Source organism: Mycobacterium sp. Root265 (genome assembly GCF_001428895.1).
Classification (GTDB): domain Bacteria; phylum Actinomycetota; class Actinomycetes; order Mycobacteriales; family Mycobacteriaceae; genus Mycobacterium.
The window spans coordinates 730,218-744,323 of the sequence record NZ_LMJA01000031.1 but is presented as its reverse complement, the minus strand read 5'-3'; the positions used below and the strand labels follow the sequence as shown (position 1 = coordinate 744,323).

The following is a 14,106-nucleotide window of genomic DNA, read 5'->3' as shown; positions in this document are numbered from 1 at the left end:
GCGGAGACCCCAGATACACCTGGGTCAACCAGAGCATCTTCGTCGGACAAGGACGCATCCAACCCGGCCCCGTCGTCGAATTCCAGGTCTTTCGAGTCGTTCTCTGAGCGGTAGACAGCCGGCCAATAGGTAGGGTCAACGCCGACATGGCGGCTGGGTGGCCGGTTCAGAGTTTCGATTCGGTCCGCGAATGTCGGCGTTGGGCCGGTGGCCTGATGTGTGGGTCCGGGGGCGAATTCTCGGTGGTCAGCCAGGCACGCCAACGCGTTCTCAAACTGCGGGATGCCCGGGTCGCCGGCCGTGATCCGTTGCGCGGGACGCACCGGAGCGACCAATATCCGTTGCATCACAACCGGATTCCCGCCAATAGTGTGGTGGTACGCGCAACGGTGTCGGGGCCCCTGTACAGGAAGCCGGTGAACTCCGTGACGCCGGCTTGGGCGAATCGGCGCAACTGTGCGGCAACCTCTTCCTCGTTGCCCACGATGCTGACGTCGGCGACGCTGGCGACGCCCTCGGTGTCCAGCACGCTCCGATAGGCCGGCACCTGCTCGGCGATCGCGATCGCGAACGCGGCCGCGATGGACTGTCGGCGGGCATCCGGTTCGGAGGTCACCATCACCGGAAGGCCGGCGATCGCCTGCGGTGCCGGACGGCCAGCGGCTGCGGCAGCCGCTGTGACTCGGGGAAAAATGTTGCGCTCCAACATTTTAGGACCGGATCAGCGGGATCGGTCGCGATTGGCCTAGGCGTTGGTCAGCCTGGGTTCTGTTGCGGCAACGTGGCATAGGCGAAAGCCAGCAGGTAGTCGCTCAGCGCGAGCGACGCCGCTTCGGCAGCATCGGCGTCGCCGGCCGCGATGGCCGCCAGAATCGCGGTATGCAAGGTTCCGGCCTGGGCCAGATCTTGGCGCGGGTCGGTGAGATTGCCGAACCAGAACCGCCGGGACAATCCCTGTAGCGGAGCCATCGCTACCTCGACGAATTCGTTGTGCGTAGCGCTGACCACCAGTGCGTGCGCGTCCCGTAGGAACGTAGCGAAATCGTCCACCGACGTGGTGGCGCCGAGAACGTCGTGGGCGAGTGCGGCGGCCGTGCGACGCTGGTGTGCATTGGCCCGTTGTGCCGCGAGGCGAACGGCGAACGGCTCCAACGTCCGGCGCAATTCGAGCAGTTTGAGTTGAGCCTCAATCGAGGCTGCGGGCACCAGCACGCCGCGATTGGCATGGATCTCAACGAGCCGCTCGCGTGCCAAGCGCTGCAGCGCCTCCCGTACCGGCGTACGGCCGAGCCCAGTCAGCTCCATGAGTTGTTTTTCCGATACCAGCGTGCCCGGTGGAAGCTCCTGCAGCACGATCAGGCGTTCTATCTGCAGGAACGCCTGGTCAGCCTTATTGGGCGAAATGCCGGTCACCGCTGGGTCCCCATTGTCACGGGGTAGACAATATCGCGACCACCGATGTACCGTCCATCCATGACTGATATATCGGTTGAATGGCGGTTGAATCTTGGTCTCGACGAGGTCGACATCCGCCATTTCCCTTTGATCGATGACGTCGACATCGCGGTGGTCGGGGCCGGGGCAGCCGGCGTCGCCGCAGCCACGATCGCCGCAGAAGCGGGCGCGCGAGTGCTGGTCATCGAGAAGTACGGGTTCGCCGGCGGGGCGGCGGTGGCCGGGCTGTCGGGCACGATCTGCGGGATGTACCTGGCTTCCGAGGATGCCGCTTCTCCCGAACAGGTGGTGCACGGTTTCACCGAGCGTTTTGCTGCAGAGCTCACCTCCCGCGGCGGCCTCACCGAGCCCCAGCGCTACGGCAAAACCTTCACCGCAGCACACGACCCGCTGATGTGGCGCGAGTCTGCCGACAGGCTGCTCACCGGGGCCAGGGCGCGCATCCTGTTCCACACCCAGGTAATCGATGTCCTGGTCGAGGACGGTCACTATCGCGGTCTGCTGGTGGCCTCCAACGCCGGAGTCGGCGTGATACGGGCGGCGCGAATCATCGACGCCTCCGGCGACGGAGCGGTCGTGGCGCGCGGCGGCGGCGCATACCGGTATGGCGCCGACGGGCGTATCCAGAACCCGACCATGTTCTTCCGGCTGGGCAACGTCGACACGGAGAGATTCTGGGCGGCGTGGGGCGATGACACCATCAGTCCGGCATGGGTGACCGCGGCGATCGACGACGCTCGCGTCTGCGGTGTTGACCTGCCGCGCAACAAGATCTGGATCTTCGCCACCAGCAGACCGGGGGAGTTGCTGGTCAACGCCACCAGGCTGACGGCGCCTGACGGCCGGATGCTCAACGTCATCGACCCTGCCGACTTCACCCTCGCCGAGATCGGCGGCCGTCGACAGGTTCGTGACTACGCCCGCTTTCTCTCCGGCGCCGTGCCCGGGTGTGCTGACGCTTTTGTCGTGGATACCGGCGTCGAAGCCGGCATTCGCCAAACCCGGACGGTTGCGGGGGTGCAGACGTTACGTGACAGCGACGTCGTGGAGGGCACCAAGCGGCCGGACTCGATCTGCCGTTCCCCCTGGCCGATCGAACTGCACGACGGCGAGAAACCACGGCTGCATTGGTTGCTGGACGACTACTACGACGTACCGTTTGGCGCGCTCGTGCCCGAACACGGCGAGAACGTCGTGGTGGCGGGCCGGTGTCTGAGCGCCGAGCACCACGCCTTGGCTTCAGCCCGCGTCACCGCCCAGTGTTTTGAATACGGTCACGCCGCAGCAGTGGCGACGCTTCTGTCGCTGAACTCCGGTGTGGCCTACCGCAACCTCGACGTACGGGACATCCAGACCCGCATGATCGCCAACGGAAGTGCGCTAGAACCCGCGACCGCCGTTGTGGCGCACGCAGAAAGGCAGGAATCGTGACCGACAACTTCGAGCGGGCCCCCGGCGGGAGTTTGCGCAGCAATTTCACTCCGGGCAGCACGCGATGGGCGGTGCGCCGCGCGCAGTGGAGCGCGATGGGAATCAGCGTCGCAGATCAACAGAAGCCGAAGATCGCGATCGTCAACACATCGTCGAAACTGTCGGTGTGTTTCGCCCATCTTGACGATGTAGCACTGCGAGTGGCCGATGCCATCCGCGAAGCCGGCGGGCTGCCGTTCGAGATCCGAACCACCGCGCCCAGCGATTTCGTCACCAGCGCCGGCCGTAAGGCGCGCTACCTGATGCCCACCCGGGATCTGATCGTCAACGACGTGGAGGCCGCGGTCGAAGGCGCGGTGCTGGACGGCATCGTGTTCCTATCCTCCTGCGACAAGACCACACCGGCGCACCTGATGGCAGCGGCCCGCCTCGACCTGCCCTCGATCGTGGTGATCGGCGGGTACCAGAAGGGCGGTCGGTACAGCGGGTGCTCGGTCGACATTGACACGGTCTACGAATCGGTGGGCGCGCTCGCCGCCGGCACCATGACCATCGATCAGCTGGGCGAGCTCGCCGACGAGGCCATCGACGGTCCGGGAGTATGTGCCGGTTTGGCCACGGCAAACACCATGCACTGCATGGCCGAGGCGCTGGGTATGACGGTGGCCGGCTCCGCACCGACTCGCGCAAACTCAGAGGCCATGCTGCACAACGCCAGCGCTGCTGGTCGGCGGATCGTGGCGATGGTCGAGGAAGGCCTGACCGCGCGCCAGGTCATCACGGCCGAATCGATCGAGAACGCCATCGAAGTCGCCTTGGCCCTCGGCGGGTCGGTGAACTGCATTCGGCACCTGACCGCCATCGCCGCCGAAGCTGACCTGGGTCTCGATGTCGTGGGCCTGTTCGAGAAGCTCGGGCGAGATGCGGTGCAGCTGGCGGCGATCCGCCCAAACGGCGCACACCAGGTGTGGGATCTCGACGGTATCGGCGGGGTCCAGACGGTGATGCGGACGCTGTTGCCGCGACTGCACGGTGACGCTCTGACCGTTGACGGCCGCACTGTCGCCCAACGCGCCGAGCATGCAAGGGCCGCCGACGGCGACGTGCTGCATGAACTTGACGACCCGGTGAACGACGAGCCGGGTCTGATCATCCTGCGCGGCTCGCTGGCGCCGGACGGTTCCATCGTGAAGGTCGCCGGGGTGGGTAAGGCCACCCGCCGTCAGTTCGGTGGACCGGCCAAGGTGTTTGTGGGCGAGGACGCCGCCATCGAGGCTCTGAAAGACAACGGAATTCAGCGCGGCGACGTGATCGTGCTCCGCGGGATGGGTCCGCGGGGTGGGCCGGGCACGGTATTCGCGGCCAGCTTTGTCGCCGCACTCAACGGTGCCGGGCTGGGCGGAGAAGTCGCCGTGGTCACCGACGGTGAACTGTCCGGTCTCAACCACGGTCTCGTCGTCGGACAGGTGATGCCCGAAGCCGCCGATGGCGGCCCGTTGGCGGGACTCCAGGACGGCGACGCCATCAGTATCGACCTCGACGCCCGCCGGGTCGACGCGGACCCTGTCCGCGACGGCGCTCCCGTACGCGCGGCCGGTGACGCTCCCGAACGCGGATGGCTCGGGCAGTACGCCGAATTGGTCGGCCCTATTCAGGGTGGCGCGGTGTTACGCCGTCCCGCTCACTGACACAACACCTTTCAACTCACAAAGGACACGCAGTATGTCAACCGCCGTACCCAACCAAGCCCGCAAGGCGGGCATCGCTGCCTTGGTCGGCACCACCCTGGAGTGGTACGACTTCCTCATCTACGGCACTGCCGCGGCGCTGGTGCTCAACAGCCAGTTCTTCCCCAACGCCGACCCCACCGTCGGTACCCTCGCAGCCTTCGCCACCTATGCTGTCGGCTTCCTCGCGCGTCCGCTGGGCGGCATCGTGCTGGGCAACATGGGTGACAAGGTGGGCCGCAAGAAGATGCTGATCTTCACCATCGTGCTGATGGGTGTGGCCACCACGTTGATCGGTGTGCTGCCCAACTATGCCGCCATCGGCATGTGGGCGCCGATCCTGCTGATCCTGCTTCGGTTGTTGCAGGGCTTCGGCGCCGGCGGCGAGTATGCCGGTGCCGTAGTGCTTTCTGTTGAGCACGGCGATCAGAAACGCCGCGGACTGGCCGGTGCTTGGGCGCCCACGGGCTTCGCGCTGGCCACCCTGCTGTCCACCGGCGTGTATCAGCTCGCCACTCTGTTGCCCGAGGACGCCTTCCAAAGTTGGGGTTGGCGGGTGCCGTTCCTGCTGGGCTCGGTTCTGCTGGCCGTCGGCTACTTCATCCGTCGCAGCATCGACGAGACCGAGGCCTACGAGAACGCCGTGCAGGCCGAGGCGGCCGGTGTCGCCCAGGAGACCAAGGTCCCGGTGCTGGAGTCCATTCGTCGCAGCCCACGCAACTTTCTGGTGGTCATCGGCGCCCGCATGGCGGAGAACGGGTTCGCCTATCTGTTTCCGGTTTTCGCCGTGGGGTTCGCGGTCAACACCCTGGGTGTGGAGCGCAGCACGACGCTGCTCGCAGTGGTGATCGCCTCCGCAGTTCAGCTGGTATTCATACCCATTTGGGCGCATCTCAGTGACCGGATCGGGCGTCGGCCGGTCTATGCAGGCGGCGCGTTGCTGTCGGTGTTCTGGCTGGTGCCTTTCTTCCTGCTATTGGAGACCCTGAGTGCACCGCTGCTGACCTTGGGTTTTGTTGTGGGACTGGGTATTTTTTACCCGGCGATGCTGGCGCCTCAGGCGGCGTACTTCGCCGAGTTGTTCGATACCCGGACCAGACTGTCCGGTTTCGCATTCGCTCGTGAGATCGGATCGGTGCTGGCCGGTGGGTTTCTGCCGCTCATCGCCACCGCGTTGATCGCTGCGTTCGGCCACTGGTGGGTGATCGTGGTTTACCTCGGCATCCTGACCGCCCTCACGCTGGTCGCACTGGCCTACGGCCCGGAGACCAACCGCAGGGAGATCATCGAACCCGGCGTGGCTAACGCGCCGGAACCACAGTCGACAACGACGACGAGCTGAGGGGCGAGCGCTCCGGAGTCAAGTCCCGCCTATCGCGCTCCGGTACCGAAGGAACAACCTTTCCGGGACATGACGTACGGAGGGGGATCTCACTACTCGAAGCGCTGTACTGCAGCGTCCTCGCCGTGATAGCGGTCCCAACCAGGAGAACCGTTGTGGGCGAAAGCTACCCACGAGGTATGCATCCGTCGGGCCAGATCCTCTGGAGCCGGATCGGGCCCCAGCAGACCCGTCTTTCCGTGCAGCCACGGCGAATCGGCGATGTCGAAGACAAACGGAAGCTCCACGGTGTGCGCCGCGCCCAGCTTGCCGTCCAGCGCTGTCGATCGGTATCCGAAACGGTAGACGTAGGTGCCGCGCGCCGAGATCAGCGCGTGCGCTCGGGCGATCCGGGCCGAGCCGGTGCTGAAGAGGGCCTCACCGAGCAGGGCCGAGCGTAACTCGCCGTGAGTGGCATGTGGGCGGTCGGCGGCCACGGTCGCCGCCGCAGCGTGCGGGTCCGAATGTGTCTGCGCGGCAACGGCTAACACATCAGCGTGTTGTGACGTATGGAAGGTGCCCTGAGGTACGAGATAGAGGTTGCCCTCTTCGGTGTTGGTGCCGATGAGCAGAGCGACGTCGGCCGCTGGACCGTGCGCCAATGCATCGGCGGGCTGCTGGTCCAGGACGAGGCTGAACGGGCTGAGACCCACCAGTGGGTCGGTGGCGGTGGCGGTACGCAGGTCAAGACCGGCCAGCGTGGGCAGCACGGCGACGAACTGTTCGTCGGGAAGGTCTGCGAGCCCGTCCGCGGTGGGTTGCACACCCAGCTCGGCGGCCGCAGCGCGGGCGACTCGTGCAGCCTGCTCAGGTGTGAACGCACCCGCGCCGCTACCGCTCTGCATGACAGCCTGGTGGAACAACCCGGTGGCCTCCGACGTGGCGAGCAGGGCTCCCACCAAAGTGGCGCCGGCGGACTGGCCGAACAGCGTGACATTCCCGGGGTCACCACCGAAGGAACTGATCGTGTCGCGGACCCACCTCAGGGCGGCCAGCACGTCGAGCAATCCGCGGTTGCGCGGTGCCCCAGGGACATCGAGAAACCCGGCGACCCCCAAGCGGTAATTAACGGTGACGAGCACGACGTCGTCACGGGTGAATGCCCGGCTGTCGTACAGCGCGGCCTGCGATGACCCGGTGACGAATCCGCCGCCGTGGACGAACACCATCACCGGTCGCGCCGCGTCGTCGGGGGCGGGAGTGTGCACGTCGAGCGTCAGATAGTCCGTGCCGCGCACCCAGCCCGGGCCGAAGTATGGCCGCATGTCGAGTGCACCGAAGTCGCGGACCGGCTGCGGCGCCGTCGCACCGTGAGCCGTCGCGTCCCGGACGCCGTCCCAACCCGGGTGCGGTGCCGGTGGAGCGAAACGAGCAGCCCCTGTCGGGGTGGCGGCATAGGGGATGGAACGGTAGCGCACGCCGCTATGGTCGCGGACACCGCACACCGCGCCGGATGGGGTTTGAACGACGGCAGTGTTTCTCTGAGACAAGGGTTCTCCTAGGTGAGTGGTCGATCAGCTGATACGGGCGAAGTCCGCCCAGCCTTTGATGGCGAAGCTAGAACCGTCGCGGACGACTTCCACAGCGCCGTGTCCACCAAGGTGCGCCGGGAACAGCAACGCATTGTCCTCGCTGGCACGACCCAGCAGCTTGTGCCTGGTGTTGCGTGATTCCGTGGGGTCCTCGCAGAAACAGCTGTTGGTATGTGGCGTGACGATCTGCAGCGGGGTGTGGATGAGATCGCCGACAAACACGGCTCGGTCTCCACCAGATTCCAGTGTCAGGACCGACGAGCCGGGGGTGTGTCCTGGCGCGAGCTCCAGCCGCAGATTCTTGTCGATCTGGTAGGTCTCGTCCCACAGATGGGTCAACCCGGCTTGGTGGACCGGGGTGACGCTGTCTTCGAACACATTCATACTTCCGCGGCTAGCGGTGGGATTGTGGACATTGGCCGGGTTCCAGAACTCGAAATCGCGTTGTGACATCAGGTAGGTCGCATTCGGGAAGGTGGGCACCCACGTCGAACCGTCCAGACGGGTGTTCCAGCCCACGTGGTCGATGTGCAGGTGGGTGTTGATCACCACGTCGACGTCCTCGGGCGCAACGCCTGCGGCGGCCAGATTGTCGAGGAACGCGGTGTCGAGGTGGTTCCACACCGGGACATACGGCCGCTCCTTGTGGTTGCCGACACCGGTGTCGACCAGGATGGTGCGTCCTTCGCTGCGTAGCACCCAGGTCTGGATCGCCGAGATGCACTGATCGGTGCCGGGGTCCCAGAAATCAGGGGCCAGCCAGTGCTTGTTGGCTTCCCAGTCGTGCTCGGTGCTGTCCGGGAAGAACTCTGCGGGCCCCATCTGCACGGAGCCGTAGTACTCCTTGACGCGGGTGACGGTGACGTCGCCCAACTCGATCTGTTCCATGTGACTCCCTTGGTCATCGGTGGTGCTCACATGAGTCTTCCGACGTACCCGGTGGGCAACCACACCTCGTTGGTCCTATCCCTGACAGGGGGTGGCTGGGATCCCACGGCGCACGGATACTGAAGAGATGGACGGACCTGGGCCACTCGGAGAGTTTCTGCAGGCACGGCGCGCACACACCCGCCCCGAGGACATCGGCGTGCAGGACTTCGGTGCGCGCCGACGGGTGCAGGGGCTGCGGCGCGACGAGGTGGCGCACCTGGCGGGAGTCAGCGTGTCCTACTACACGCGGCTTGAGCAGGGGATCTCCCGCGGGGCTTCGCCTGAGGTCCTGGACGCGATTGCCGGTGCGCTGCAACTCGATACACACGAACGTGAACACCTCGAACGGTTGGCCGGCGCTGCCCGGCGGGCACCCCGGCCGCGGCGCCCGCGGCCAGAGAAGGTGAGTGACGAAACACGTGACCTGCTGCGCGCCCTTGACGGGACGCCGGCGCTGGTCCTGGGCCGGCGCACCGATGTCTTGGCGTGGAATCACCTGGGGCACGCGCTGCTGGCCGGACATGTGGACCGAAGCGCCGTCGACGATGTGATGAACCGGCCCAACATGAGCCGAATGGTGTTCCTGGACGGACACAAGCGTGAGCTCTACACAGACTGGCGACGCAAGGCCAGAGCAGTGGTGGGCAATCTGCGGATCGCCGTGGGGCGGCATCCGGACGACCGTGACCTTGCCGCACTCATCGGTGAGCTGACGATGAAGAGCCCAGAGTTCGTCACGATGTGGGGCGATCATCGGATCACCCCCTGCGACGCCGCGTCCTACGACCTACACCATCCCGTGGTAGGTGCCCTGACAGTCACCCAGCAGACGCTGGCCATCGCGCGCTCGCCTGGTCAGAGTCTGATCGTGGTCACCACCGTCGCGGGGTCACCCTCGGAACGGGCCTTGGCGCTGCTACGAACTCTGGGCACACCCATGCTCGACCGCGAGTTGTCCGAGAGGTCACGCGTCTGAGGCTTACTCGGCGATACCCATGAGCACCAGCGCCGACGCCGGAACATTTAGCGCGTCGACAATCTGGCTGACGAGCAGGTCGACAACTGCGATGCGCACCGGCATGACCGGCTCGTAGAAGCATCACGACAAAAGCTGAAATCAAAAGAATCTCAATCATCATCCTGTCCTGGTTGCGCAGTCTTACAGACGGCCCTGTCCGCCGGATCCGTTGTGGCGTTGCGCTAAAAGCTGTGCGAGGGCGGTGAGAGCCGGGATACCCATGCTGAACATCCCGACAATGACCGCTGTTTCGTGGATGTGGCGGCCAGGAAGGAGCGCTCGGCGACTGTCACCGCGTCCGTGACGGGCACCGGGCGGGATACGAACGTGATCACACTGGGTGACAACAGGCCGAGCCACAATATCGGCGGCAGGACAGGGGAATTGCCGGTGGCGCGTGCCGGCGGCGCAAGGCACGCGAAGATCTGAAACGCGACCCACCCAGTGAGAACCCAGCCCAGGAAGTTCGTCAGCGGCACACCGTATAAACCGCTTGGTGACCGAAAGCTCCACGCGCCGTTCAGCGTCGCGCCGCTTGGATCGAATACGACGTCATACCCCGCGAGCACGAGCGCGGCAATGGGCGGGACGCTGAAACGTTGCGAGCCGATCAACGGGCCGGGGCGGTCACCGACGATCAACAGACGGGCGATCGACCACGCCACGTAACCAGCGGTGGAGTAGAGGATGGGCACGGTGAGCGGTACGCCGAGCAGCTGTGCACCGGGGCCGTGGTGGGTGAAGTAGCCGAAGGGGAATCCGATCGCGACGCTGAGCGCCTCGAAGGCGAATGCAACCGGGTACGCACAGGCCAAGAACCCCACCGCGCCACGCCAGCCGTAGACCAGGGTCCCGTGGCTGAGCAGGAACACGATCAACCCGCCAGAACTCAGCATCATCGACCAGCTCGCCTGCAGCAGGGATGCCGGCGCGTTTTCGGCAATGGCGACAACACCCGCAGAGGTCCAGGATGCCGCTTCCTGCTTGTTCACCGGCTGCCTATGGGCGGTCCGCTGCGTGTGATCAAGGCGTCGAACCGGAGAGGGCCGAGGGCGCGGTGAGGGCGGTGGATCTGCGGCGTTCGCGGAGCCTGCGCAGCAGGCGGAGCAGGGTCGGGCGTAGCACCTCGACTGCGCGGCTGGAAGGGACAAACATCTGCTGTTTGAACCGGGCGGTGCGCTGGTGTTGAGTGATGGCGGGACGCAGCCCGGTTTCCCAGGAATCCAGGGCGGCGGCAAGATCATCGGGATACTGACGCAGCGCAGCGCCCAGTTCGGCGCCGGCGCGAAGGCCAATGCTGGCACCCATGCCGGAGTAGAGGTTCAAACACCACGCCGCATCGCCCACAAGGGCCACCCGCCCTTTGCTCCACCGAGGCAATTTGACCTGGTGTACCGAGTCGAACACGTAGTCGGGGGCCTGCGGTAAGAAGTTCAAGGCATGCCCTACGGCGGCGTTATCCATGCCGGAGAACGCCGTTCGCAGACGATCGACCGGGGATCCGGCGAATTGCTCCTGAACATCTTTGGTGCGGTAAGTCAGCAACACGGTGGGAGCCCGATCGGCAAACCCGAACACCCACATTGCGCGTTTGGCGTGCGCGATGACCACGCTATCGGCTGGGCCGAAGGACGGTACCTGCTCTGGGAGCTGGAAGGCGCAGATCATGGCCTCCCAGTTCGTCAGAAACTCTTCGTGCGGGCCAAACACGATGCGGCGCACGCTCGATCGCATACCGTCTGCGCCGACGACCAGGTCGAAATCCTCGTGGTACTGAACGGCGGCCTCGGCGTTGGTGAGGTGGACCCGCACATCGTTGACGCGGTCAGTGATTTCGGTAGGCGTGGTGGCAAACCGCACCTCGATTCGCGCGCCGCTGATGCTCTGCCAGAGCGCCGCTTCGATGTCTCCGCGGAGGACTGCCGCAGGGCCTCCCGGCTGGTCCAAGAACCCCAGACTTCGGTGACGCTTTCCGCGGCGGTTCACCGACCACGTGGCGGCGTCTCCGACGGGATTACGGGTGTGGAGATGATCGGCGATCCCCAGGTCGGTGGCCGCTTGACGGCCTTCGGGGAACAGGGCGATGAAGTAGCCGCCCGTTCGGCGCGCGGGACTGCGCTCAACGATGATCGGTGTCCACCCGGCACGGTGCAGCCCGAGCGCCGTCGACATGCCGGCGATACCGAGCCCCACCACCAAGGCTCTTTTGCTTGTCGCCACCGTGTCCATTAGTTCGCTCCTGTCGCTCCAATGGACATACCGACCTCCGAGTCCGGCGCCCAGCGACGGCAACACCCATGACCATCCTTGCTTAACTTAGTTAAATGCACTTGGTCAGGATGCTTTAACATTGTTAAAGTGTCAACCATGGCGAAGGGCATCACCCGGGAACGAATCGTGGCGACAGCTCTCGAGCTACTCAACGAACATGGCATGGATGCCTTGACCGTTCGCGCGCTGGCGACTGCGCTCGATGTCCGTGCACCGGCGCTGTACTGGCACGTGCGCAACAAGCAAGAGCTACTCGACGAGATGGCCACCGAGGTCATGCGCCGAGTCGGAATCGCGCTGTCGACGATCGGCCCCGGCGCCGACTGGCGCAACGACGTCTGCGCCTACGCGCGCACCTTGCGCTCGGAGTACCTGAAACACCGAGATGGGGCCCGGATCTTCAGTGGCACGCGGCTCTCCGATCCGAATGTCCTGCGCACGAAGGAAGCCTGGTTTGCCCGGTGGACGGCTGCTGGGATGACACTCGTGGACGCAGATGATGCGATTGATGTGGCCACCGCGTTCGTGGTCGGCTTCGTCATCGAAGAACAAGAGCGACGACAGTCCGCCGAGGCCGACCCGACGCGGTACTCGCTTGCCGAGCGGGACGCTTGGCTGGGTGAGGGATCTTTGTTGGTCCGGGAGGCTGGTCACGCCCGCGACGACGGTGATACGCGTTTCGAACGTCAACTCGGCACCGTCCTCGACGGAATGGCGGCTCGAATGAATGACGCAACAACAGGACATTGATTTCCAGCACCGGTGCAGGTCGCTACGAACTGTCGCGCAATGTGGGGTCTCCGGCACGAATCGCCGGCCGGCCCGGTGCGAGCGCAGGTCAATCCGTCATGACTCGGACAGTTTGTCACCACATCGCCCAGATGGGGTCGGGGGCGTCGCCGCCATCGTGGTGTTTTGTCGAAAAGTGTTTCTCAACAACGTGATCACCGGCACAGCTGCCAACGCAAAGAGCACTCCCGCCAGCGTGATGTACAGGTAGACGCCGGAGGCGGTACTGACCGCAGATCCACCTGCGCTGAGGTCCGGTAGTTGGGTAGCTTTGAGTACTTCCCCGCCGGCGATATTGACTATGACCGAGCCGAGCGCGAGCACAACCGACACCAAGCCGGCTGTCATGCCTTGCCGTTGGGGCTCTTCGAGGCTGGTGGCCAAGTTGTAGCCGGAGGCGCCTATCGCACCGGCGGCAACGCCGAGCATGGCGCTGCAAGCAATCGCCAGCGGCAGCAGTGATACCCCTACCAGCATCCCGAAGGTCGCGGCGGTGCCTACCGAGATACCGCCCAGAAGGGGAAGTGCCGGGCCGATTCGGCCCGCAACCCACCCGGCGCCGACGCCGCCCACCACGATGCCGAGATTGGCCGTACCGAGCAGAGCGGCGAGCGCATCAGTGCCGCCCAGCCCGTAACCGAGACCCAGCGCAGGGGACACCTGGGCGGTGATACTGGTCAATTGCAGCATGCTGCGAAAGGAGCCCGCAGCCAACACCAGCGCCAACAGCGTGAGCAGAACAGGGCGTGTCAACGCACGGATATCGATGATGGGTTCAGCTATTCTCAGCGCGAGAAAAGCCCAGCCCGCCAGTGCTGCGACGCCGGCCGCCAGAAGCGCCACCATGCCCTCGGACAACCAGCCAGCCTGACTGCCGAGGCTGATGTAGGCGAGGGTCGCGCCGAGGCCGCAGCCGAGAAGGAGCGCCCCGACCACGTCGACCCGGCCGCCGGTGCGGATCGGTGACTCGGGAATGAACACCCGCACACAGACAGCGGCGGTCGCAGCGAGCAAGGCCGCTGCGACGAACACGCCCCGGAAACCGAAAGACTCGATGACGGGCTGCATCAGAAACGGCTCGATGATCCCGACAATCGAGGAACCCGACGTGAGAACGCCGACCAGTGTCATCGCCACCGTGGGCTTGCAGATCTGCTGTGTGAGAGCAACCGTGAGGAAGATCGCCGCGAATGCGGCTCCTTGAAAGAAGCGGCCTACCAGGAAAATCCACAGATTGGGGGCTAGCAGACAGATCAAGGCACCTGCACAAGCAAGGAGAAGGCTGATGAGGAGCAGCCGTCGCTTACCGAAGATGTCGGAACTCTTTGCCAGCAGCGGTGACCAGATTGCCCCAGCTAGCATCGCGCCGGCGTTGAGCCACGCTGCCTGATCGGTGTGGAAATGCTGCATCAACTGCGGCAAGACCATCATGGGCGACCCGATGACCAGATCAGCCAGAACGTTGGCGAGAGTGAGAACCGCTGCCCAGAGGACGAGCCTCTTACTCCAGCCGTGCTCGTGCTCGCCACTGGCTGAATCATCCTGTAACAGTCTCACTGTGCACTTTCTTTC

General features: G+C 65.0%; 13 protein-coding genes. 6 read left to right on the top strand and 7 right to left on the bottom strand.

The genetic code is table 11. From position 1 onward, the window contains the following. The coding region (locus ASE48_RS33600; RefSeq protein ID WP_268766339.1) for a DUF3237 family protein at window positions 1–107 on the top strand (107 nt) is incomplete at its 5' end. Window positions 108–346: 239 nt separating this feature from the next. On the opposite strand, the gene ASE48_RS29330 is transcribed toward ASE48_RS33600, so the two are convergent. Beyond that, window positions 347–709 (bottom strand): LLM class flavin-dependent oxidoreductase, encoded by a 363-nt coding sequence (locus tag ASE48_RS29330; RefSeq protein WP_156409416.1) that lies wholly within the window; start codon window positions 707–709, stop codon window positions 347–349. 47 nt (window positions 710–756) lie between these two features. Next, window positions 757–1,413 carry a GntR family transcriptional regulator gene (locus ASE48_RS29325; protein WP_057170646.1) on the bottom strand — a complete coding sequence of 219 codons (657 nt, stop codon included), beginning with the start codon at window positions 1,411–1,413 and terminating at the stop codon, window positions 757–759. A gap of 45 nt (window positions 1,414–1,458) precedes the next feature. Between ASE48_RS29325 and ASE48_RS29320 the strand changes: the two genes are divergently transcribed. From ASE48_RS29320 to ASE48_RS29310, 3 genes are read left to right on the top strand one after another with little or no spacing between them, the layout of a single operon-like run. Then, window positions 1,459–2,886 (top strand): FAD-dependent oxidoreductase, encoded by a 1,428-nt coding sequence (locus ASE48_RS29320; protein WP_082614493.1) that lies wholly within the window; start codon window positions 1,459–1,461, stop codon window positions 2,884–2,886. Further along, the gene (gene ilvD, locus ASE48_RS29315) at window positions 2,883–4,574 is read left to right on the top strand and encodes a dihydroxy-acid dehydratase (protein WP_057170644.1); all 1,692 of its coding nucleotides are present in this window, start codon (window positions 2,883–2,885) and stop codon (window positions 4,572–4,574) included. The genes ASE48_RS29320 and ilvD overlap by 4 nt, the downstream gene beginning before the upstream one ends. Window positions 4,575–4,608: 34 nt before the next feature. Beyond that, window positions 4,609–5,955 (top strand): MFS transporter, encoded by a 1,347-nt coding sequence (locus ASE48_RS29310; protein WP_057170643.1) that lies wholly within the window; start codon window positions 4,609–4,611, stop codon window positions 5,953–5,955. Window positions 5,956–6,047: 92 nt separating this feature from the next. Here the strand turns inward: ASE48_RS29310 and ASE48_RS29305 are convergent, their stop codons facing one another. Both ASE48_RS29305 and ASE48_RS29300 read right to left on the bottom strand, forming a co-directional pair. Further along, entirely contained in the window at window positions 6,048–7,484 is a 1,437-nt protein-coding gene (locus ASE48_RS29305) for a carboxylesterase/lipase family protein (protein ID WP_057170642.1), read from the bottom strand. Window positions 7,485–7,508: 24 nt separating this feature from the next. Further along, window positions 7,509–8,414, bottom strand: coding sequence for an MBL fold metallo-hydrolase (locus tag ASE48_RS29300; RefSeq protein WP_057170641.1), 906 nt, complete (start codon window positions 8,412–8,414; stop codon window positions 7,509–7,511). 127 nt (window positions 8,415–8,541) lie between these two features. On the opposite strand from ASE48_RS29300, the gene ASE48_RS29295 reads away from it, so the two are divergent. Beyond that, complete coding sequence (locus ASE48_RS29295) at window positions 8,542–9,432, top strand: helix-turn-helix domain-containing protein (protein WP_057170640.1); 891 nt, start codon at window positions 8,542–8,544, stop codon at window positions 9,430–9,432. 224 nt (window positions 9,433–9,656) lie between these two features. Here the strand turns inward: ASE48_RS29295 and ASE48_RS29290 are convergent, their stop codons facing one another. Continuing rightward, window positions 9,657–10,466 (bottom strand): carotenoid biosynthesis protein, encoded by an 810-nt coding sequence (locus ASE48_RS29290; protein WP_057170639.1) that lies wholly within the window; start codon window positions 10,464–10,466, stop codon window positions 9,657–9,659. Between the two features lie 31 nt (window positions 10,467–10,497). Beyond that, window positions 10,498–11,703 (bottom strand): FAD-dependent monooxygenase, encoded by a 1,206-nt coding sequence (locus ASE48_RS29285; RefSeq protein WP_057170638.1) that lies wholly within the window; start codon window positions 11,701–11,703, stop codon window positions 10,498–10,500. Window positions 11,704–11,841: 138 nt separating this feature from the next. Here ASE48_RS29285 and ASE48_RS29280 point away from each other — a divergent pair, with 138 nt between their 5' ends. Next, window positions 11,842–12,495 carry a TetR/AcrR family transcriptional regulator C-terminal domain-containing protein gene (locus ASE48_RS29280; RefSeq protein WP_057170637.1) on the top strand — a complete coding sequence of 218 codons (654 nt, stop codon included), beginning with the start codon at window positions 11,842–11,844 and terminating at the stop codon, window positions 12,493–12,495. A gap of 96 nt (window positions 12,496–12,591) precedes the next feature. Here the strand turns inward: ASE48_RS29280 and ASE48_RS29275 are convergent, their stop codons facing one another. After that, window positions 12,592–14,091, bottom strand: coding sequence for an MFS transporter (locus ASE48_RS29275; protein ID WP_082614492.1), 1,500 nt, complete (start codon window positions 14,089–14,091; stop codon window positions 12,592–12,594). Window positions 14,092–14,106 lie beyond the last annotated feature (15 nt).